This window comes from Pseudomonas sp. NyZ480 (genome assembly GCF_029537255.1).
Taxonomy (GTDB): Bacteria; Pseudomonadota; Gammaproteobacteria; order Pseudomonadales; family Pseudomonadaceae; genus Aquipseudomonas; species Aquipseudomonas taiwanensis.
Map to the genome: position 1 here is coordinate 4193495 of NZ_CP120626.1, position 21701 is coordinate 4215195.

Below are 21701 nucleotides of genomic sequence, written 5' to 3' on the forward strand. Positions count from 1 at the left end.
CGGAGCCCCCATGCGCCAACCTGATATCGAGATCTACCTCAAGGACGCCGACGTCGACCACCAGCGAATTGCCCAATGGCTCGCCGAGGCGATCGGCTCTTGCAGTGAGTGGCAACAGAAAGGCCAGACCTTCAAATGCAAGGCCGGTAACATTCCAGTCACTTGGTTACCCAAGGCTGTAGGGAAATGGAACAGCCTTTACCTGGAAAGCGACCAGACGCCATGGGAGGATGACGTCGCCTGCGCCCGCGCCGCATTCGCCGCGCTGGGCGTGGAAGTGCGCTGTGCGCCAGGTGGCTGGGTCGAGGAAGACGGTGAAGAAGATGCCGACCGCTGGGTCCGCATCAGCGCCGACGGTGAAGAAGAAATCACCTGGCGTACCTGAGCGTTTACCTAGTAGGAGCCGACTGGCCGACGACGCAGACGCCGAAGCACCCGATCCCAGCTTCGTGGGTGATCGCCGGCTAGCCGACTCCTACAACCCGGGGCTCAGAGCCCGACTACGTCCTCGGCCTGCAGGCCTTTCTGGCCCTGCACGCAGGCGTATTCCACCCGCTGACCTTCGACCAGGGTACGATGCCCCTCACCGCGGATCGCCCGATAGTGGACGAAGACATCCGCACCACCTTCGCGCTGAATGAAGCCATAGCCCTTGGCATCGTTGAACCACTTTACATTCCCAGTCTCACGAGACGACATCTGAACTACTCCGGATTTTTATTGTGAAGATCGCCTTGTAGGCACAGGGTCACGGACCTGTGCCGACGCCGCTTGCCGAAATATCCTGCAAGTGGCAGGCCGAGTATATGACACAGAACAAAAAAATTTCATGACTGCCCTGCCAATTACCGTATTTTGCTGAACTTGCGCATATACGGCAGACTAACTGGCTGGAAATTCATTGAAATTCACACCCAAGGCTCACACCCCATGACCCGTTCTCCCCTGCGCCGCCTGATCTTCGGTGCCCTGCGCCGCGTGCTTTACCTGTGGGTGCGCTCCGAGACCATCAACCAGTCGTCCTTGACCCTCAAGCTCGACCGCAGTCGCCCGGTGTTCTACGCCCTGCCTTCGCCATCGCTCACCGACCTGGCCGTGGTCGACCGCGAATGCACCAAAGCAGGGCTGCCACGCCCGGTACTGCCCGTGGCCGTGGGCACCCTGCACGAACCTGCCGCCTTCTTCTACCTCACGCCCGACCCGGACTGGCTGGGGCGCCACGACAAGCGTGGCGCCCCACCGACACTGGAGCGCCTGGTGGCGGCCGTGAGCCAACATGCCGAGGAGGATGCCCAGATCATCCCGGTCAGCGTCTTCTGGGGGCAGACGCCTGCCAGCGAATCCAGCCCCTGGAAATTGCTGTTCGCCGACAGTTGGGCTGTCACCGGCCGCCTGCGCCGACTGCTGACCATCCTCATTCTGGGCCGCAAGACCCGTGTGCAGTTCTCCGCCCCCATTCACCTGCGCGAACTGGTACAGCACAACAAAGGGCACGAGCGAACCGTGCGCATGGCCCAACGCTTGATGCGCGTGCACTTTCGCAACCTCAAGACCGCGGTCATCGGCCCCGATCTGTCGCACCGACGCAACCTGGTCAAAGGCCTGGTTCACGACCCCCTGGTGCGCCAGGCGATCACTGACGAAGCCGAACGACAGAATATCCCGTATGCCAAGGCCGAGGCCCAGGCGCTGCGCTATGGCAATGAGATCGCCTCGGACTACACCTACACCGCCATCCGCTTCCTGGAAGTGGTGCTCAGCTGGTTCTGGAACAAGATCTACGACGGCATCAAGGTCAACCATATCGAGCAGGTGCAGGGCATCGCCCCCGGCCACGAGGTGATCTACGTCCCTTGCCACCGCAGCCATATCGACTACCTGCTGCTGTCCTACCTGTTGTTCCGCAACGGCCTGACGCCGCCTCACATCGCCGCCGGGATCAACCTCAACATGCCGGTCATCGGCGGCTTGCTGCGCCGTGGCGGGGCGTTCTTCATGCGCCGCACCTTCAAGGGCAACCCGCTGTACACGGCGGTTTTCAACGAGTACCTGCACACCCTGTTCACCAAGGGCTTCCCGGTGGAGTACTTCGTCGAGGGTGGCAGGTCGCGCACCGGTCGGATGCTGCAGCCACGCACGGGGATGCTGGCCATCACCCTGCGCAGCTTCCTGCGCTCGTCGCGTACGCCAATCGTTTTCGTGCCGGTGTACATCGGTTACGAGCGCGTGCTCGAAGGCCGCACCTACCTGGGCGAGCTGAGGGGGGCGAGCAAGAAGAAAGAGTCGATCTTCGACATCTTCAAGGTCCTGGGGGCGCTGAAGCAGCGCTTTGGTCAGGTCTACGTCAACTTCGGCGAGCCGATCCGCCTGGCAGGCTTCCTCGACCAGCAGCAACCCGGCTGGCGCGACCAGCAGCTGGCCCCACAATTTCGCCCAACCTGGCTCAACGAAGCCACCACACGCCTGGGTGAGACCGTGGCCCGGCACCTGAACGAGGCGGCGGCGGTCAACCCGGTCAACCTGGTGGCGCTGGCGCTGCTGTCCACCAGCCGCCTCGCCTTGGACGAACGGGCGCTGAGCCGTGTCCTCGACCTGTACCTGGCCCTGCTGCGTCAGGTGCCCTACTCGCCTCATACCACGTTGCCCGAGGGCGATGGCTTGGCACTGATCGAACACGTCAGGCGCATGGACCTGCTGTCCGAGCAGAAGGATGCCCTGGGCCGAATCCTCTACCTGGATGAAGCCAACGCGGTACTGATGACCTATTACCGCAACAACGTCCTGCACATCTTCGCCCTGCCAGCACTGCTGGCGAGCTTCTTCCTCAGCAGCTCGCGCATGAGCCGCGAGCTGCTTGGTCAGTACGTGCATGCGCTGTATCCGTACCTGCAGGCCGAACTGTTCCTGCGCTGGACGCCAGAGCAACTGGATGAGGTGATCGACCAATGGCTTGCAGCGCTGGTGGCACAGGGCCTGCTGCGCCAGGAGAACGACCTGTACATGCGCCCGGCACCGAGCTCGCGTCAATTCGTCCTGCTGACCCTGCTCGCCCGAACCATCACCCAGACCCTGCAGCGCTTCTACATGGCCACCTCGCTGCTGCTCAACAGCGGGCAGAACACCCTGAGTGCTGAAGAACTGGAAGACCTCAGCGTGATGATGGCCCAGCGACTGTCGATCCTGCATGGCCTGAACGCCCCGGAGTTCTTCGACAAGACCCTGTTCCGCCATTTCATCCAGACGCTGGTCGAGCAGAATGTGCTGCGCCCCGATGGCAACGGCAAGCTGGGCTACCACGACAAACTGGGCGAGCTAGCCGAGGGCGTGGCCAAGCGAGTGCTGTCGGCGGAGTTGCGCTTGTCGATACGGCAGGTGGCCCTGCACCGTGACGATCCCTTGGAAACTTCGCAGCCCTGAAGGCTTCGCGGGGAGTGAAAATCCGCTACAGTCCCTGGGGTTGGCCACAAGCCAGCTCCAAGGACACCGGAGATTCCATGAAAAAACTCTTTATGCTGTGTTGCGCATCCCTGCTCGCAGCCTGCTCCAGCCACACCCCGTCCAACCAGGCCAGCCTGGAGGGCGAAGTCTTCTACTTGCAGCGCATGGCCCTGCCACCGACAGCCACCTTGAGCGTGAGCCTGCAGGACGTTTCTTTGATGGACGCGCCAGCGGTCACCCTGGCCAGCCAGGCCGGGCCGGTCAAAGGCAACGTGCCGCTGCCGTTCCGTCTCAGCTATGACCCGGCCCACGTCAAGCCCGGCCACCGTTACGCGGTCAGCGCCCGCATCGAACTGAACGGCAAACTGTTGTTCATCAACACCGAACACCACGGCGTTAAACTCGATGGCAGTGACCAGCAGCCGGTACGCATCAAGGTCGATCCGGTTCGCTGAGCCTGTACATTTTCGTTGATAAGGAAATACTCATGATTCGCGCCTCCCTGCGCTTCACTACCCTGTGCGCCGGCCTGCTGCTGTCGGCCAGCGCCCTGGCCCTGTCGCTCGGCGACCTGAGCCAGAAAGACGCCACTGGCGGTCTGAAAGATGCCCTGACCCAGGGCGCCCAACTCGCCGTCAAGCAACTGAGCACCCCAGGCGGGTTCAGCAACAACCCGGATGTGCGCATCGAACTGCCGGGCAACCTGGGCAAGGCTGCCAAGGCGATGAAAATGTTCGGCAAGGGTGAACAGGTCGAAGCCCTGGAAAACAGCATGAACAAAGCCGCTGAAGCTGCCGTGCCGCAAGCCCAGGCGATTCTGGTCGATGCGGTGAAGAACATGAGCGTGACGGACGCCAAGGGCATCCTCAGCGGGGGTGACGATTCGGCGACCCAGTACCTGAACAAGAGCAGCCGCGAACAGATTCGCGCCAAGTTCCTGCCGATCGTCAAGCAGGCGACCGACAAGGTTGGCCTGGCCCAGCAGTACAACAACTTCGCCGGCCAAGCCGTGGCGTTGGGCGTGGTCGATGCCAAGAGCGCAAGCATCGAGAACTACGTGACCGAGAAGGCACTGGATGGCCTGTTCGAAATGATTGGCAAGCAAGAGCAGAGCATTCGCCAGAACCCGGCCGAGGCCGCTACCAGCCTGGCCAAGAAGGTGTTCGGCGCCCTCTGAGGCCTGATCGCGCAAGTCGGCCCCTACAACCGCGTGCGTAGGTGCCGGCTTGCCGGCGAAAGGAGGGCAACGCCCTCCTCACGCTCCTCAGCCCTTCTTCACCCTGAACCAAGCCGCATACAACGCCGGCAGGAACAGCAGCGTCAAAACGGTCGCAACGATCAACCCCCCCATGATCGCCACCGCCATCGGTCCGTAGAACACGCTGCGCGACAGCGGAATCATTGCCAGTACCGCCGCCAACGCAGTCAGCACGATGGGCCGGAACCGTCGTACCGTGGCCTCGATGATCGCTTGCCAACGCTCCATACCCGCCGCGATGTCCTGTTCGATCTGGTCCACCAGGATTACCGAGTTGCGCATGATCATCCCTGCCAGGGCAATGGTGCCGAGCATGGCGACGAAGCCAAACGGCTGGCGGAACACCAACAGGAACAAGGTCACGCCAATCAGCCCCAACGGCGCGGTGAGGAATACCATCACCGTGCGCGAGAAGCTGCGTAACTGGATCATCAGCAAGCTCAACACCACCACGATGAACAACGGCATGCCGGCGTTCACCGACTTCTGACCGCGCTCGGAGTCCTCCACCGTACCGCCAACCTCCAGCAAATAGCCGTCCGGCAGCTTGGCCCTGATGTCTTTCAAGGTCGGCTCGATCTGCCGCACCAGCGTTGCCGGTTGTTCGTTGTCGTAGATGTCCGCACGCACGGTGACGGTCGGCAGGCGGTTGCGGTGCCAGATGATGCCTTCCTCGAAACCATACTCCAGGGTCGCGACCTGCGAGAGCGCAACGCTCTGGCCGTTGTCGGTGGGTAACGCCAGGCTGCCGAGGTTGCCCAACTGGCTGCGTTCCTGCGGGGTACCGCGCAGCAGGATCTCGATCAGCTCGTTGTCTTCGCGGTACTGGCTCACCGAAGTGCCGGTGAGCGAGCTCTGCAGGAAGCTCGACAGATGCGAGGTGCTCACGCCCAGGGCTCGCGCACGATCCTGATCGATTTCCAGGAACACCGCCTTGCTCGGCTCCTCCCAGTCCAGGTGCACGTTCACCACATGAGGGTTCTCACGCACTTTTTCGGCCACCTCGCGGGCCAGGGCGCGGGCCTTCTCGATGTGCTCGCCGGTGACCCTGAACTGCACCGGATAGCCCACGGGCGGACCATTTTCCAGGCGCGTGACACGGGCGCGCAGGTCGGGGAACTGCTGGTCCATGGTGGCGATCAGCCAACTGCGCAGGCGCTCGCGGTCCTCCATCGACTTGGCCAGCACCACGAACTGGGCAAAGCTGGCGGCGGGCAACTGCTGGTCCAGTGGCAGGTAGAAGCGTGGCGAGCCGGTGCCCACGTATGCCACGTAGTTGTCGATGCCGTCCTGCTGCCTGAGCAGCGCTTCCAGTTGCTTGACCCGCTCGGCGGTATTGCTCAACGACGCGCCTTCGGCCAGCTTCAGGTCGACCATGAGCTCGGGACGACCCGAGGCTGGGAAGAACTGCTGGGGAACGAAGCGGAACAGCAGGATGCTGCCGACGAAAGCGGCGATGGTCAGCAGGATCACCGTCTTGCGACGCCGCACGCACCACTCCACCACGCGCCGTACCCGTTGGTAGAAAGGTGTGGCGTAGGGGTCTGGCGCGTGGCCGTCCTTGCCGTGCCGTGCGGCATGCAGTTTGGCCAGGTCTGGCAGCAGCCGTTCACCCAGGTAGGGCACGAACACCACGGCCGCCACCCATGAGGTCAGCAGGGCAATGGTCACCACCTGGAAGATCGAACGGGTATATTCGCCGGTGCTGGAGGCCGCCGTGGCAATCGGCAGGAAACCTGCAGCGGTGATCAGGGTCCCGGTGAGCATCGGGAATGCCGTGCTGCTCCAGGCGTAACTGGCCGCCTTGAGCCGGTCATAGCCCTGCTCCATCTTGATCGCCATCATCTCCACGGCAATGATGGCGTCATCGACCAGCAGGCCCAGGGCCAGCACCAGTGCGCCGAGCGAGATCTTGTGCAGGCCGATGCCGAAGTAGTGCATCGCGGCGAAGGTCATTGCCAACACCAGTGGAATGGCCAGGGCCACCACCAGGCCGGTGCGCAGGCCCAGGGAGAAGAAACTTACCAGCAGCACGATGGCCAGGGCTTCCACCAGCACCTGCACGAACTCGCCGACCCCAGCCTTTACCGCCGCCGGTTGGTCCGAAACCTTGCGCAGCTCCATGCCGGCCGGCAGGCCTCGAGCCAGGCGCTCGAATTCGCCCTCAAGCGCCTTGCCCAACACCAGGATATCGCCCCCGTCCTTCATCGATACCGCCAGGCCAATGGCATCCTCGCCCATGAAGCGCATGCGCGGCGCGGGCGGGTCGTTGAAGCCACGGTGCACATCGGCGACATCACCGATACGGAAGGTGCGATCCCCCACTCGAATAGGGAACTGACGAATCTGGTCGACACTGTCGAAACGCCCGCTCACCCGCAGTTGCAAGCGCTCGCTAGGGGTTTCGAAGAAGCCAGCCGTGCTGACCGCGTTCTGCTCGCGCAGAGCTTGCTGCACGGCCTCCAGCGGCACACCGAGGGTCGCCAGCTTGAGGTTGGACAGTTCGATCCAGATTTTCTCGTCCTGCAGGCCGATCAACTCGACCTTGCCCACATCCTTCACCCGCTGCAGCTGGATCTGGATACGGTCGGCGTAATCCTTGAGCACGGCGTAATCAAAGCCTTTGCCGGTGAGCGCGTAGATATTGCCGAAGGTCGTGCCGAATTCATCGTTGAAGAACGGCCCTTGAATTTCGGGCGGCAAGGTGTGGCGGATGTCCGCGACTTTCTTGCGGATCTGGTACCACAGCTCGGGGATGTCCTTGGAGTGCAACGCGTCACGGGCCATGAAGGTCACCTGGGACTCGCCAGGGCGGGAGAACGAGACGATCCGCTCGTACTCACCGGTTTCCATGAGCTTTTTCTCGATGCGCTCGGTGACCTGCCGCGATACTTCCTCGGCCGTGGCGCCGGGCCAGAGGGTGCGGATGACCATGGCCTTGAAGGTGAACGGTGGGTCCTCGCTCTGCCCCAGCTTGGTGTAGGACATGGCACCAATGGCGGCCAACAATATCATCAGGAACAGCACGATCTGGCGGTTACGCAGCGCCCATGCGGAAAGGTTGAAACCCATCGGGACTTACTCCTTGGCCGTCAGGTTCACCACACGGTTGGTGCGATCCACAGGCCGCACCTCCTGCCCTTCGCGCAGCACATGGCCGCCGGCGGCGACCACCCAGTCGCCAGGGTTGAGGCCTTCGAGCACTGGCACAGTGTCACTGCCATAAGCCCCAAGACGCACGGCAGCCCGTTCCAGTCGGCTGTCCTGGGTAACCCGCCAGACATAGGCCTGGCCGTTCTCTGCCGTCACTGCCGAGAGGGGCACCGACAACGGGATCAGACCGTCGTGGGCGATGAACACCCGGGCACTCTGACCCAGCTCGGCCGGTGTTTGCGAGGAGGCGAACGCAATACGTGCCGCGAAGGTACGCGAGCGCGGATCGGCGGCGGGTGACAACTCACGAATGCGTCCTTCGAACCGTTGATTGGGGTGCGACCACAGCTCGATGCTCACGCTTTGCCCCACGCTGAAGCGGGCAAACTGTTGCTCCGGCAGGCCGATGGCCACTTCACGCTCACCGTCGGCGGCGAGGGTGAACACCGTCTGGCCGGCTGCTACCACCTGGCCAACCTCAACTTGGCGTTTGGCGATCACTCCTGCCTGTGGCGCGCGCAGTACCGCGTACTCGGCCTGGTTACCCGCCACCTCGAACTGGGCCTTGGCCTGCTTGAGCCGCGCCAGACCAGCCCGATAGAGGTTTTCGGCATTGTCGTACTGGGAATGGCTGACCATCTGCCGGTCCAGCAGCTTCTGGTAACGATCACGTTCGGCTCGGACCAGCGACAGGTTGGCCTCGGCTGCCGCCAACTGGGCACGGTTGGCTTCCAGTTGCAGGCGCACGTCCTGTGGGTCGAGTTCGGCCAGCGGCTGGTCGGCCTTGACCCGCTGCCCTTCCTCGACCAAACGTTTGCTGACCTTGCCGCCGATACGAAACGCCAGCTCGGGCTCCAGGCGTGCACGCACTTCGCCGGGGAAGCTGTCGGCAGCGGCTTGCGCGGGTTGCGGTTGCACCACCAGAGCCGGACGAGGCGCGGCTGGTGAAGCGGCTTCCTGGCCACACGCCGCCAACAACAACGCGGCGACGGCGGGCAAGGCGAGGGACAAGGCATGACGCAACATGATGAATCCTTTCGCGAAGTGCACATCGAATATTTATACTGACGAGTATATTAAATCAGGCCACCCGCGCCGGGAAGCGGGTGCTGGAAAGAAAATCAACATTAACGATTGGTCTGACCTTGCAGCCGGATGCCGTCCGAACCGGTAAGATGGTCGACTTTTCCACCAGATGCGGACTCCAATGCCCAACGACGCAACCATTGGCCCGGGCCGGCCGAAGGACCTGGCCAAGCGCGAGGCCATCCTCGAAGCGGCCAAGTCGCTGTTCCTCAGCCTTGGCTATGCCAACACCAGCATGGATGCGGTCGCTGCGGCGGCAGGTGTTTCAAAACTCACGGTCTACAGCCACTTCCAGGACAAGCAGACGCTGTTCTGCTCTGCGGTAATGGCCACCTGCCAGATCCAACTGCCCGACCTGCTGTTCGAGTACCCTGAAGGTGTGCCCGTGGAAGAGGTGCTACTGAACATTGCCCGTGGCTTCCAGGCACTGATCAGCAGTGACGAAGCGGTCAAGCTCAGCCGCCTGATCATGGCCCAGGGCAGCCTGGACCCGAGTTTCGGCGAGTATTTCTACGAAGCCGGCCCCAAGCGTGTGCTGGCGGGGATGGAAGCGCTGCTGCGCGGCGCGCATGAGCGCGGGCTGCTGCGCATCGACAGCCCGCTGCGGGCGGCGGAGCACTTCTTCTGCCTGGTGAAAGGCGCACCGGATTATCGGCTGCTGCTGGGGTGTGCGGGGCCGCTGGAAGGTGAAGAGGCCGAGGCTCACGTGCGGGAGGTGGTGGGGGTGTTCTTGCGGGCGTTCCACCCCTGAAACATCAGCCATCTGGCATGCGCCCCCGTAGGAGTGGCCTTATGTCGCGATAGGGCCGCAAAGCGGCCCCGACAATACTTGCGACACCGCTGAAATCCCGGGGCTGCCTTGCAGCCCTATCGCGACACAAGGCCGCTCCGACACAGACCACGCTCGCCAATAAGCCTGAGCCTGTTCAACCAATACGTCTACCTAGCATTTTTGCCAGTAGTCAGCCAAGTACTCTCCCGGCAAGCTCGTATCTAATCCACGACTATGAGCGCGCCCACCATGCCAACGCCAGCACTGAAACTATTTTACAAAGGCAACAGACTCGCAACTTTGTCTTGCGGCAATGCGCATCACACAATCATCAGCGACAACAGTCAAAATCTATGCGAAACCTTCAGTCAAGCATCTAAAGCACGGCTACTTGCGATCGACTTATCCAATTCAACTGTTGCCGTTCAATCGGAAACCACAGGCCCGGTTTCCTACACCCCATTTGGTCATGACAATCTCCCTTTTGATAGCCCCCTATTATCCCGATTCAACGGCGTTTATTGGATCCCAGAGCTGAGAGGCTATTTACTAGGTAATGGCCAACGTCTACTGAGCACTTACTTTATGCGCTTCCTCAGCGCTGACGTCTTGTCACCGTTTGGGAGGGGAGGACTTAACACGTACAGCTACTGCGGAAACGACCCAATCAATAACTCAGATCCTTCGGGGCATTTTTTCCTCAAAACCTGGAGAATGAGACGAGCAGGGATACTTCCGAAACAACTTCATAAAAAATTAGACTACATGCAAGAAAGCCGAAACAACTTAGAACTTCCAAAAAACAAGACAAACAGCCTCAGCGAACGCCAGTATCAGGCAGCCAGAAAAATGGCAGAACGCGAGCTTGCAAATAGCGAAGCCATGATGAATGAACTTAACGCCAAACAGGCCCAGCAACGGAAATTTCTCGACGGCACACCCAACCTAAGTAAAGACGACAAAATAGCACTGGATGCAATGCTATACAAAACAGCACAGCCAGTTATAGAAAAACTTAACAAAGCCTTCTCGATCAACAAGTTACTCTCAGATGTAAGACACTTCAATCTATTCAATTACCATGGAAAAACACGCTATTACTTGCCCGGAGATCACAGACAATATTAGAAGCCCTAATTAAAAGTCCAGCACCGCCTGCAAGCATCAACCCTACCGGAGAAACGGTAGGGTTTCAGCCTTTCAGGCCTTCAACGCCTTCTTCGGATAAATATCATACCGGCTCGACTTGCCCTCAAGGCTATGGCTCGGCTTCGGCCCCTCGATGATTGGCGCCTTGCGCGGTCGCTTCACCACCACCCGGTGGCTGGCCAGCGCAAGGGCCGCTTCCAACAATGCCGGCGCATCCAGATCGTCACCCACCAACGGCCGGAACACGCGCATTTCCTTCTTCACCAGCGCGCTCTTGTCCCGGTGCGGGAACATCGGGTCGAGGTAGATTACTTGTGGCGGCTCGCCCTCCCAGGCGCGCATGTGCTCGATGGCATTACCGGTCAGCAAGCGCATGCGCCCGACAATCGGCCCCACTTCTTCATCCGCGCGAGCCCGTGCCAGGCCATCCTCCAGCAATGCGGCAATCAGCGGCTGGCGCTCAATCAGCGTCATCTGGCAACCCAGGCTGGCCAGCACGAACGCATCCTTGCCCAGGCCCGCCGTGCAGTCGAGCACCTGCGGGCGCACCCCCTGGGCAATGCCCACGGCCTTGGCGATCATTTGCCCGTTGCCACCGCCGAACAGGCGCCGGTGCGCGGCCTGGCCTTCCACGAAATCCACCCGCACCGGCCCTGGCGCCTGCGCGCCCAACTGCTGGATCTGCAAGCCATCGGCGCCCACCTGCACGGCAAAGCCTGCGCCATCGTCAGACAGCGGCAGCCCCAGGCGCTCGGCCCACGCCACGGCCTGCTCCGCATATTCAACCGACATCGCTTCGACCCTGATCCCCGCACCTTGCTCTTGCATCGTCCACACCTAAAAAATCAAACCAAGCCCTTAATGAATCGGCACCTTCGGCCGATACAGGCAATATCCCGCTATTCTGCCAGAGCACAACGCGCGCGACTGCCATGTCAGATACTCTTCCCATCGGCTTGACCTACCTGTCGCCTGTCGGCAACTACGGTCGGCAGAATACCCAGGCACTCGGAGGCGTCAGCCACCTGTGGCAGGACTTCTTCGCCCGCGCGATGGCCGAGCAGCAGGCCGAAGAGCCCGACAGCGTCAGCCAGGCGTTGGTGCAGTACGACAAAGACAGCGGTGAGCCGATTGGCGGGGCCAAGGCCCTGGCGCTGATCGAAACCCAGCGCGCCTGCCCGGTGCAGGACACCATCGTCGCGCCGCCCGAGCCGCTGTTCCTGCCCAAGGCGGAGCTCGAGGCCCATTTGCTGGAGCCGGCTCCGGAGCCTTTCAGCGTCGCCGAAATGATCCAGCAGCAGCGCCAGCTCGACGTCAGCAACAACTGGCTGCGCCCTATCGTCATGAGCCAGGGCCATCCTCTCCCAGCGCCAGGCCCTGCGCCCTCGCCGCGCCCGCTGCACCTGCCGATCGCCGAATTCGAGATGGACCTGCTCGACCCTGCGCCTACGCCGTACGACGATGCGACCATGGCCCAGCAGCAGAACGACCTGGAATTCGATATCCACTGGGCGCGCCCGGTGGTGCTGAACAACGTTCGCGCCCAGGCCTGAAATCAACGGCAGATCTGCCAGCGCCCCATATCGAGATGAAAGTGGTTGTGGTGGGCAGCGTTGTAGTCTGGCCCGAGCACCGTGTTGAAACTGTCACACGCCGCTTGTCGCACCAGACCCAGGAACGCCCTCTTCTGCCCGCCCGCCTGCCAGTCTCGCGCCAGCAGGATGCGCTGGCCGTCCTGTAGGCGAAAACCGCTGATATCCAGGGCATTGGCCGTCGCATGCTGGCTCAGGCGGCCCTGTTCGCGGTTGTAGACATTGCGGCAAGCGAAGCTGCCAAGGTGCTCCACTCGAACCACCGACTGGCCGAACACCCGCTGCGCAGCCGGTTGCAGCCCATGGCGCTCGAACAGCGCGTAAGCCACCGCCAACGGGCAGCTGGCAAGGAAACTACTGCTCAGGTGGGCTTGCCCTTGCTCGATGCGCCACACGTTCTGTAGCGGGCATTTGGCCGACGCCGGGCTGTCGGCTTGCGCCCGGTAGCGCAAGCCAGAGATCTCCAGCGCTTGGCGGCATAAGCGGGGGTCGTTGCGCAGGCGTGACAACTTATAGGCTGTCAGCAGGTTCGGCGGTTGACGCACATCCAGCGCAGCCCAGGGGTTCCAGGCATCAGGCAGGCGCCAGCCGTACTGCCAGGCGAGGCCCGCCGCCAACAGCAGCAAGCCGCACAGCAGCCCCAATGCGCGCATGGCGCCTCAGCGGCGGAACAGGTCGTTGAGCTGGGCGAACGACAAGGCCTGCTCGCCGTAGCTGAAAGTGCCTTGCTCGCGAATCTCCAGCGCTGCGCGCTGCAATGCGCCCAGCGCCGCGCGGGCCAGTGACGAGCCAACGCTGATGCGACGCACGCCCAAGTCCTGCAGCTGATTGACGCTCAGCGGCACACCCGCCAGCCCCATCAGCACATTGACTGGCTTCGGCGCCACCGCCTGTACCACGGCACGCACTTCATCGACAGTGCGCAGTCCCGGCGCATAGAGCACATCGGCTCCCGCCTCGGCAAAGGCCTGCAGGCGCCGGACGGTGTCATCCAGATCCAGGCGCCCGTGCAGCAGGTTTTCCGCCCGGGCGCACAGGGTGAAGGGGAATGGCAGGCTGCGGGCAGCCTGCACCGCGGCGCGCACCCGCGCCACAGCCAGCTCGAAGTCGTAGATCGGCGCATCGGCATGGCCAGTGGCATCCTCGATCGAACCACCGACCAAACCTGTTTCGGCGGCACGCAGGATAGTCTGGGCACACTGCTCGGGCAGATCGCCGAAGCCGTTTTCCAAGTCGGCGGCCACCGGCAAAGGCGTCGCATCGACGATCACACCGGCGTTGTCCAGCGTCTCATCCAGGCTCAAGGCGCCTTCGGCATCCGGTCGCCCCAGGCTGAAGGCCAGGCCCGCACTGGTAGTGGCCAATGCCTCGAAGCCAAGGCTGGCCAGCAGCTTGGCGGATCCAGCATCCCACGGGTTAGGGATGACGAAGGCGCCGTCACGCTCGTGCAGTGCCTTGAAGGCCTCGGCTCGTAGGGTCTGTACATCCATGGTCATAACCTCCGGGGTCGGCGAGTGATCAGAGTAGCCCCAGTTGTTCGACCTCGGGGGCGCGCGGCAATTCCGGCAAGGCGGGCAGGCCGGGCAGGCGCGCCATCAGCCGTTGGTGAAACCGTTGCGCCAGCGCCGCGGCCAAGCGATTGTCGGAGGTGTGCAGGAACACATAAGGCATGCGCCCTTGCTCGATCCACACCGCGACCTTGTCCACCCAAGGGGTAAGGAACGTTTCGTTGGCCTCAAGCTGGGGATGGCCGATGAAACGCACCTGCGGGTGCTGGCTGAAGGCAGCAGGGCGTGGCGGCACCTTGGGCTTTTTCGACTGCGCGTGCAGTACGGCAGGGTCCCGGGAGTTGCAGCTGAACAGCGCACGGGGATCGAGGCAGATGCGCTCGACACTACGTTCGTGCAACAGCCGGTTGAGCAGCCGTTCCTCCTCGCCCTTGGCGAAGAACGCCAGGTTGCGCACCTCGACAGCTACCGGTACGCCAATCTCGTCGAGGAAATAGCACAGCTCGCCCAACCGCGCGGGGCTGAACTGGGCTGGTAACTGCAGCCAGTACGGCGATACGCGCTGGCCCAGCGGAGCCATCAGGCGGGTGAAATCCAAGGCAGGCTCGAGCTGGTCACGCAGGTCACCCTCGTGGCTGATATCCCTGGGAAACTTGGCGGTGAAACGAAAGTGCTCAGGCATGACCTGCGCCCAGCGGGCAAGGGTGCTGGGCGCAGGGCGAGCATAGAACGTGGTGTTGCCTTCGACGGCGTTGAACACTTGGCTGTAGTAGCCAAGCATTTCAGCGCTGCTGGCATCGGCGGGATACAGGTAGTCGCGCCAGGCGTTTTCGCTCCAGGACGGACAACCGAGAAAATAAGGCAGGGGTGAGGGCGTCATCCCTCAAATGTACAGGTCGAGCCCAAGTACTTCCATGTCCCAATCGGTAAAACCGGCGGTGCTGAGGTAACTGGCCAGCGCAGTGGCGGTTCGGCGGTCTCGGGCACGGGGGAAGATCAGGTCTTGTTGACGGGCGGGCAAGCCGCCATTGCGTCGAGGTGCGGCCGCCTGCTCGTCAACGGCCTCCTCGATCACTTCGGCATCGTCGACAGATTCATCGCGTACCGGAGCCTTGCGCGGTGCACGCTTGATCGGATAGGACTGCGATGAGAAACCGTCGATACGCATGGAGTGAGCACTCAGGACCAGTGATGGCAATTTAGCAGCATCAGGGATCCATCGCTAATGCTCGAGTGATAACTGGACCACAGTTCGCACAAAAGGTTTATCGACAACCGCGATAACCGACGAACGACCGTCAACGTGCCTTTGGCGTAGCCACATTATCGCGCAAGTAGACCGGTTGCGCCTGCTCGGCGGCGATGGCCTCGCCACGCGCCCAGGCGTAACCGGCAAGGCTGAGAATATCCAATGCATGGGGCAATGCGCCTGCGTCGCTGGCGCTGACCGGTACGGCCAGGCGCTCGGCGTAGCCCCACCCGGTACCTGCGCCGAACCATTCGCCACGGCTCCCCTCAGGCAAGCTCACGCGCTCTGGCGGCAGTACCGCTTCCTGGCCAACCAGGCGCATTTCGCCGGCCTCGGCCTGGTAGCAACCCCAGTACACTTCGTCCATGCGCGCATCGATGGCGGCTGCCACTTGCTGCACACGGCGCTCGCGCAGAGCGCCCTGGGCCAATGCGGCCAGGTTGGAGACCGGCAATACCGGGCGCTCCAGGGCGAATGCAAGGCCCTGCACGACGCCAATGGCGATGCGCACACCGGTGAAGGCACCTGGACCGCGACCGAAGGCGATGGCATCCAGAGCATTGAGCGCAACGCCTGACTCAGCCAGCAACTGCTTGATCATCGGCAGCAGTTTCTGCGCGTGCATGCGGGGGATGACTTCATAGTGGCTGGTGACCTTGCCGTCATGCAGCAATGCAACGGAACAGGCTTCGGTGGCGGTATCCAGGGCCAGCAAGGTGGTCATCGAACAGGTTTCCAGGCAACGGGGAAAAAGAGCGGCAGTATAAACGACAACGGCCCGCAAGCGGGCCGTCGTGACGCACGGTGATGGATCAGCTCAGGGCTGCCAGCACCTTGGCGGTGATCGACTCGACCGAACCAACGCCTTCGATGTGGCTGTACTTCGGCTTGCCGTTGTGGGCGGCCGACAGCTTCTGGTAGAAGTCCACCAGCGGCTTGGTCTGGCTGTGGTAGACCGACAGGCGGTGACGCACGGTTTCTTCCTTGTCGTCGTCGCGCTGGATCAGGTCTTCGCCAGTGACGTCGTCTTTGCCTTCCACTTTCGGCGGGTTGTACTGAATGTGGTAGGTGCGGCCCGAAGCCAGGTGCACGCGGCGACCGGCCATGCGGCCAACGATTTCTTCGTCGTCCACGGCGATTTCAACCACGGCGTCGATATCGACACCGGCGGCAACCATGGCTTCAGCCTGCGGGATGGTGCGCGGGAAACCGTCGAACAGGCAGCCCTTGGCGCAATCAGGCTGGGCGATGCGCTCCTTGACCAGGCTGATGATCAGCTCGTCGGAGACCAGCTGGCCGGCATCCATGACTTTCTTGAGCTCCAGGCCCAGCGGGGTACCGGCCTTGACGGCGGCACGCAGCATGTCACCGGTGGAGATCTGTGGAATACCGAACTTCTCGGTGATGAACTTTGCCTGAGTACCTTTACCGGCCCCGGGAGCTCCCAGCAGAATTACGCGCATCTTGTGCTCCTCATATTTTTCTATGCAATTCAATGGATTCGGCGACCAGGGCCAAGTCCGGAAAATCGGGTATTGACCAGAAATCGGTCAAAAGGCTGCTCAAGATACACAGCGCCCGGCAGCCAGACAAGCGTCCCAAAGTTTCAGGATTGCGCCATGTACGACCTGCCCAAGAGGCGGTTGCGCTCGGCGCAACCACCCTCCTCACCCGGCCATGCCCCCTTGGCGTAACCCGGGCATGACGGCCGCTTGCAGACCTCAACCGGTGTTGCGCAAGCCCGCGGCGATACCCGCCACAGTCACTAGCAAGGCCTGCTCCAACGGGCTGTCCAGAGCGGCTTCACGGCTGCGCGATCGGGCCAGCAACTCCGCCTGAAGGCGGTGCAGCGGGTCCAGGTAGGTATTGCGCAGGCTGATGAATTCCAGGGTCTCGGGGCTGTGTGCCAGTAGCACCGGTTGCCCGGTCAAACCCAGTACGACCCGGCATGACTGCGACAATAGGTCGCGCAGGTGCGCACCTAAAGGAAGCAGGTGCGGTTGCACTAGACGTTCGTCGTAGGCCTCGGCAATTTGCGCGTCGGCCTTGGCCAACACCATCTCCAGCATGTCGATACGGGTGCGGAAGAACGGCCATTGCTCGCGCATCTGCGCCAGCAGCGGGCCCTGGCCACGGCTCAAGGCATTGGTCAGCGCGGTCTCCCACCCCAGCCAGGCAGGCAGCATCAGGCGGGTCTGGGTCCAACCGAAGATCCACGGAATGGCGCGCAAGCTCTCTATACCGCCGGCGCGGCGCTTGGCCGGGCGACTGCCCAGCGGCAGGCGCCCCAGCTCCTGCTCTGGCGTCGACTGACGGAAATATTCGACGAAATCGGGGTTCTCTCGCACCACCCCGCGATAAGCCTTGAGGCCATCGGCCGCCAACTGGTCCATCACCTCGCGCCATGCCGGCTCAGGGGGCGGAGGCGGCAACAAGGTGGCCTCCAGCACGGCGGCCAGGTAAAGGTTGAGGTTCTGCTCGGCGATGCCTGGCAAACCGAACTTGAAACGGATCATCTCGCCTTGTTCAGTGGTGCGGAACCGCCCCGCCACCGAGCCTGGCGGCTGCGACAGAATCGCCGCGTGGGCCGGGCCACCGCCACGGCCTACGGTGCCACCGCGGCCATGGAACAACAACAGTTCCACCTGATGCTCTTGGCAGATACGCACCAGGTTCTCCTGAGCGCGATACTGAGCCCAGGCCGCTGCGGTAGTGCCCGCGTCCTTGGCCGAGTCGGAATAGCCGATCATCACTTCCTGCGGGCCGCGCAGGCTGGCGCGATAGCCCGGCAGGCCCAGCAGCCGCTCCATCACCGGGCCGGCGTTATCCAGGTCGGCGAGGGTCTCGAACAGCGGCACCACACGCATCGGTCGGGTCAGGCCAGCTTCCTTGAGCAGCAATTGCACGGCCAGCACATCCGAGGCGGCTCCCGCCATGGAGATGACATAGGAACCCAAGGAAGCTGCGGGCGCCGCCGCGACTTCCCGACACGTGGCCAATACCTCGGCGGTGTCGGCCTGGGGCTTGAAATGCGCCGGCAGCAGCGGCCGGCGGTTTTTCAGTTCGGTCTGGAGGAACTCGATCCGCCGGTCTTCATCCCACTCGGCGTAACTGCCCAGACCCAGGTAGTCGGTGATTTCCGACAGCGCATCGCGATGCCGGGCAGCATCCTGGCGCACGTCCAGGCGGCCGAGGAACAGGCCGAAGGTCACTGCCCGACGCAGGCTGTCGAGCAGCGGACCGTCGGCGATCACACCCATGCCGCACGCATGCAGGGACTGGTAGCACAGTTCCAGCGGTGCGATCAGGTCGCGGTTGTCCACCAGCACTTCGGCAGGCATCGGCTGCGGGCTGGCCAGCGAGGCCTGGGCCCAGGCTCGGGTCGCCCGCAGGCGGTCGCGCAACTGCTTGAGCAAGGCCCGGTATGGCTCGGCGCTGTCGCCGACCTGTTCACGCAGTGCAGCGCTGGCCTGCTGCATGGAAAGTTCGGCGGCCAAGGTATCGATGTCGCGCAGGAACAGGTCGGCGGCCATCCAGCGAGCCAGTAGCAAGACTTCCCGGGTAACGCTGGCCGTGACGTTGGGGTTGCCATCCCGGTCGCCGCCCATCCAGGACGCGAAACGGATCGGCGCCGCCTCCAGTGGCAAGTGCAAGCCCGTGGCCTCGAACAGCGCTTTATCGACTTTGCGCAAGTGGTTGGGAATGGCCTGCCACAGGGAGTGTTCGATCACCGCGAAGCCCCATTTGGCTTCATCCACCGGCGTAGGCCGGCTGCGGCGTATTTCTTCGGTGTGCCAGGCCTCAGCGATCAACCTGCGCAAGCGCTCGCGTACCTGTTGACGCTCAGCCGGGATAAGGTCCCGATGGTCCTGGGCGGCCAATTGCCCGGCGATGGCATCGTACTTCTGAATCAGCGTACGCCTGGCAACCTCGGTCGGGTGAGCGGTGAGCACCAGTTGGATATCCAGCTTGGCCAGTTGCCGGGCCAGCGCATCGTTGCTGTGCCCTGCCTGCTTGAGGCGCGCCAGCAGTTCTGGCAATACGCGCGACTCGAACGGCTCTGGCTGGTCAGCGTCACGGCGTCGAATCAGTTGATATTGCTCGGCCATGTTGGCCAGGTTGAGGAACTGGTTGAACGCTCGGGCGACAGGCAGCAGGTCTTCGTCGGCCAAGTCCGCCAGGGTCGAGCTCAACTTCTCCCCAGCGCTGCGGCGATCGGCCTTGGCGCTGTGGCGGATGTCCTCGATCTTCTGCAAGAACGCTTCGCCGTGCTGCTGACGAATGGTCTCGCCAAGCAGCTCACCCAACAGATGGACATCTTCACGCAAGCGCACATCGATATCAGTCATTGGCCCTCTCTTTGGCGCGGCTCGCCCGCGCGCTCGCCCAGGTAACAGCACAGGCACCAAGAGTGCCCACAGCCGAGCTGCCATGGCAAGCCGCGATCGGGCAAAGCAAACTAAAGTTAGAGCAAAGCGTCCGATGCAATGCCGTCCTTCAAGGCATAGAAAGAGGTGATCATGAAAATCCGTGAACTCGTCCAGCACTGGGAACAGAATGCAGCAGGCGCCCTGAGCCCAACGCCCCACATACTGCACTTGGACCTTGAGTCCGAAGCGCGTCTGGCTGCGCTGATCGACATGTACCCCAAACGCTCGGCCGAGGAACTGCTCGGCGAGCTGGTCGCCGCCGCACTCGAGGAGCTGGAGGCCAGCCTCCCCTATGTGAAGGGCCAGCGGGTCATTTCCACCGACGAACAAGGCGACCCGCTGTACGAAGACGTAGGCCCGACCCCACGCTTCCTCGCACTGTCCCGCCATCATCTTCACGCACTCAGCGACTTGGCCAAAAACGGCAAGAACTGACCTTCCGGGCCCTGGCCTCTCCCTGCCCTCCTCTCTCGCCGGCAAGCCGGCTCCTGCAGTTGCATTGCCTCGCCTGCAGGAGCGGGCCAGGTGATTTTTTCTGAACTATTCGAAAAACGCCCAAGTCACAGCCATTAGCCACCACGCTAAAACCCTGCACACTTGCGGTTGTGCACTGTGAGGCGCCAGCACGCGGTCGTGTCAGGGAACAAGCGATGGACTGCTACGGACAACGTCGTAAACAGGAGTGATCCAATGGAACTGACTATGAAGCGCCGCACCTGCTCCCCCTCATCCACCCCTGTGCGTGGAATCAAGCTGGCCGCGCTAGCCCTTGGCGGTAGCCTGATCCTGGCCGGATGCGCCGGTAAACCGCCCACCGAGCAGTACGCCGTCACCCAGTCCGCGGTGAATTCGGCGGTCAGCGCCGGGGGCACCGAGTTCGCCGCAGTTGAAATGAAAGCCGCCCAGGACAAATTCAAGCAGGCGGAAATTGCCATGCACGACAAAAAGTACGACGAGGCCAAGCGCCTGGCCGAGCAGGCCGAGTGGGACGCTCGCGTGGCCGAACGCAAGGCCCAGGCCGCCAAGGCCCAGAAAGCCGTACAGGATGCCCGCCAGGGCGCTCAGGACGTGCGTGAGGAAGGCCTGCGCAGTGCTCAATGAGCCTGCCTACGCCAATCCCAGCCTTCGCAACTGATCAAAGGAAGAACACTATGCGCAATGCCATCATGATTCCCACCCTGCTGGCCCTGAGCGTCGGCCTCGCCGCGTGCGCCCACGACCCGAACCCGAACCTGGAGTCGGCCCGCACCAACTTCTCCTCTTTGCAAAGCGACCCTCAGTCGAGCAAAGTGGCGGCCCTGGAAACCAAGGACGCCCAGGACTGGCTGAACAAGGCCGACAAGGCGTTCATGGAGCGTGAAGACAGCAAGAAGGTCGACCAGTTGGCCTACCTGACCAACCAGCGTGTGGAGGTGGCCAAACAGACCATCGCCTTGCGCTCGGCCGAAAACGAGCTGAAGAATGCCGCCGCGCAACGTGCCCAGGCCAAGCTCGATGCCCGTGACGCGCAGATCGCCAAGCTCCAGGAAAGCCTCAACGCCAAGCAAACCGACCGTGGCACGTTGGTGACCTTCGGCGACGTGCTGTTCGACTTCAACAAGGCTGAGCTCAAGAGCAGTGCCTACCCGAACGTCACCAAACTGGCCCAGTTCCTTCAGGAGAATCCGGAGCGCAAGGTGATCGTCGAGGGTTACACCGACAGCGTCGGTTCGGCCAGCTACAACCAGAGCCTGTCGGAACGGCGCGCCAATGCCGTGCGCATGGCACTGGTGCGCGCTGGCGTCGATCCGGCGCGCATCGTTGCCCAAGGGTATGGCAAGGAGTACCCGGTTGCGGACAACGCCAGCAACTCCGGGCGTGCACAGAACCGTCGGGTAGAGGTCACCATCTCCAACGACAACCAGCCGGTGGCGCCGCGGGCGGTGAGCCAGGTGCAGTAAGCTTCAATGACGTGATCGCGGGGGCCGCTTTGCGGCCCTTTCGCGACGCAAGGCTCCCACATCGCCTGCACAATCATTCGCTTGCGGCGACTGCCCTGTTTCGCGACAGCTTGCGCAGCAGCTTGA

The 21701-nt window shown here is 62.6% G+C and carries 21 protein-coding genes; 10 read left to right on the plus strand and 11 right to left on the minus strand.

Annotated elements, in window-relative coordinates; genetic code table 11:
• Positions 1-10: 10 nt before the first annotated feature.
• Entirely contained in the window at positions 11-385 is a 375-nt protein-coding gene (locus tag P3R38_RS19270; RefSeq protein ID WP_027906533.1) for a hypothetical protein, read from the plus strand.
• 104 nt (positions 386-489) lie between these two features.
• Here the strand turns inward: P3R38_RS19270 and P3R38_RS19275 are convergent, their stop codons facing one another.
• Complete coding sequence (locus tag P3R38_RS19275) at positions 490-699, minus strand: cold-shock protein (RefSeq protein WP_003252255.1); 210 nt, start codon at positions 697-699, stop codon at positions 490-492.
• A gap of 231 nt (positions 700-930) precedes the next feature.
• Here P3R38_RS19275 and plsB point away from each other — a divergent pair, with 231 nt between their 5' ends.
• The 3 genes from plsB (at position 931) to P3R38_RS19290 (ending at position 4615) form a co-directional block, all read left to right on the plus strand.
• Positions 931-3417 carry a glycerol-3-phosphate 1-O-acyltransferase PlsB gene (plsB, locus tag P3R38_RS19280; RefSeq protein WP_023381988.1) on the plus strand — a complete coding sequence of 829 codons (2487 nt, stop codon included), beginning with the start codon at positions 931-933 and terminating at the stop codon, positions 3415-3417.
• Between the two features lie 77 nt (positions 3418-3494).
• Positions 3495-3893 (plus strand): YbaY family lipoprotein, encoded by a 399-nt coding sequence (locus P3R38_RS19285; protein ID WP_023381989.1) that lies wholly within the window; start codon positions 3495-3497, stop codon positions 3891-3893.
• Positions 3894-3925: 32 nt separating this feature from the next.
• Positions 3926-4615 carry a DUF4197 domain-containing protein gene (locus P3R38_RS19290; protein ID WP_023381990.1) on the plus strand — a complete coding sequence of 230 codons (690 nt, stop codon included), beginning with the start codon at positions 3926-3928 and terminating at the stop codon, positions 4613-4615.
• An 87-nt stretch (positions 4616-4702) separates the two neighbouring features.
• Here P3R38_RS19290 and P3R38_RS19295 read toward each other — a convergent pair whose 3' ends face one another.
• Together P3R38_RS19295 and P3R38_RS19300 are read right to left on the minus strand one after the other, a co-directional pair.
• Entirely contained in the window at positions 4703-7768 is a 3066-nt protein-coding gene (locus P3R38_RS19295; RefSeq protein ID WP_023381991.1) for an efflux RND transporter permease subunit, read from the minus strand.
• Positions 7769-7774: 6 nt separating this feature from the next.
• Positions 7775-8875 carry an efflux RND transporter periplasmic adaptor subunit gene (locus tag P3R38_RS19300; RefSeq protein ID WP_023381992.1) on the minus strand — a complete coding sequence of 367 codons (1101 nt, stop codon included), beginning with the start codon at positions 8873-8875 and terminating at the stop codon, positions 7775-7777.
• A gap of 169 nt (positions 8876-9044) precedes the next feature.
• On the opposite strand from P3R38_RS19300, the gene P3R38_RS19305 reads away from it, so the two are divergent.
• Positions 9045-9686 carry a TetR/AcrR family transcriptional regulator gene (locus P3R38_RS19305; protein WP_277686513.1) on the plus strand — a complete coding sequence of 214 codons (642 nt, stop codon included), beginning with the start codon at positions 9045-9047 and terminating at the stop codon, positions 9684-9686.
• A gap of 270 nt (positions 9687-9956) precedes the next feature.
• On the plus strand, positions 9957-10835 hold the full coding sequence (locus tag P3R38_RS19310; protein ID WP_277686514.1) for an RHS repeat-associated core domain-containing protein: 879 nt from the start codon (positions 9957-9959) through the stop codon (positions 10833-10835).
• A 72-nt stretch (positions 10836-10907) separates the two neighbouring features.
• Here P3R38_RS19310 and P3R38_RS19315 read toward each other — a convergent pair whose 3' ends face one another.
• Positions 10908-11684, minus strand: a complete 777-nt coding sequence (locus tag P3R38_RS19315; RefSeq protein WP_027906535.1) for a class I SAM-dependent methyltransferase — start codon at positions 11682-11684, stop codon at positions 10908-10910.
• Positions 11685-11788: 104 nt separating this feature from the next.
• On the opposite strand from P3R38_RS19315, the gene P3R38_RS19320 reads away from it, so the two are divergent.
• Positions 11789-12409 carry an energy transducer TonB gene (locus P3R38_RS19320; RefSeq protein WP_104881348.1) on the plus strand — a complete coding sequence of 207 codons (621 nt, stop codon included), beginning with the start codon at positions 11789-11791 and terminating at the stop codon, positions 12407-12409.
• Between the two features lie 2 nt (positions 12410-12411).
• Here the strand turns inward: P3R38_RS19320 and P3R38_RS19325 are convergent, their stop codons facing one another.
• From P3R38_RS19325 to ppc, 7 genes are all read right to left on the minus strand, one after another.
• A complete protein-coding gene (locus P3R38_RS19325; RefSeq protein ID WP_023381996.1) occupies positions 12412-13101 on the minus strand; it encodes an extensin family protein in 690 nt (229 codons plus the stop codon).
• Positions 13102-13107: 6 nt separating this feature from the next.
• Positions 13108-13938 (minus strand): isocitrate lyase/phosphoenolpyruvate mutase family protein, encoded by an 831-nt coding sequence (locus tag P3R38_RS19330; protein WP_023381997.1) that lies wholly within the window; start codon positions 13936-13938, stop codon positions 13108-13110.
• Positions 13939-13966: 28 nt separating this feature from the next.
• Positions 13967-14836 (minus strand): DUF72 domain-containing protein, encoded by an 870-nt coding sequence (locus P3R38_RS19335; protein ID WP_027906537.1) that lies wholly within the window; start codon positions 14834-14836, stop codon positions 13967-13969.
• Between the two features lie 3 nt (positions 14837-14839).
• The gene (locus P3R38_RS19340; RefSeq protein WP_023381999.1) at positions 14840-15124 is read right to left on the minus strand and encodes a hypothetical protein; all 285 of its coding nucleotides are present in this window, start codon (positions 15122-15124) and stop codon (positions 14840-14842) included.
• Between the two features lie 130 nt (positions 15125-15254).
• Complete coding sequence (gene tsaB, locus P3R38_RS19345; protein ID WP_027906538.1) at positions 15255-15929, minus strand: tRNA (adenosine(37)-N6)-threonylcarbamoyltransferase complex dimerization subunit type 1 TsaB; 675 nt, start codon at positions 15927-15929, stop codon at positions 15255-15257.
• Between the two features lie 88 nt (positions 15930-16017).
• Positions 16018-16668 carry an adenylate kinase gene (adk, locus tag P3R38_RS19350; protein WP_023382001.1) on the minus strand — a complete coding sequence of 217 codons (651 nt, stop codon included), beginning with the start codon at positions 16666-16668 and terminating at the stop codon, positions 16018-16020.
• 258 nt (positions 16669-16926) lie between these two features.
• On the minus strand, positions 16927-19554 hold the full coding sequence (gene ppc, locus P3R38_RS19355) for a phosphoenolpyruvate carboxylase (protein ID WP_023382002.1): 2628 nt from the start codon (positions 19552-19554) through the stop codon (positions 16927-16929).
• Positions 19555-19725: 171 nt separating this feature from the next.
• On the opposite strand from ppc, the gene P3R38_RS19360 reads away from it, so the two are divergent.
• The 3 genes from P3R38_RS19360 (at position 19726) to P3R38_RS19370 (ending at position 21575) form a co-directional block, all read left to right on the plus strand.
• Positions 19726-20070 carry a pilin assembly protein gene (locus tag P3R38_RS19360; protein WP_277686515.1) on the plus strand — a complete coding sequence of 115 codons (345 nt, stop codon included), beginning with the start codon at positions 19726-19728 and terminating at the stop codon, positions 20068-20070.
• 255 nt (positions 20071-20325) lie between these two features.
• Positions 20326-20736, plus strand: a complete 411-nt coding sequence (locus tag P3R38_RS19365) for a DUF4398 domain-containing protein (RefSeq protein ID WP_023382004.1) — start codon at positions 20326-20328, stop codon at positions 20734-20736.
• 50 nt (positions 20737-20786) lie between these two features.
• Complete coding sequence (locus P3R38_RS19370) at positions 20787-21575, plus strand: OmpA family protein (RefSeq protein WP_023382005.1); 789 nt, start codon at positions 20787-20789, stop codon at positions 21573-21575.
• The last annotated feature ends 126 nt before the right edge of the window (positions 21576-21701 follow it).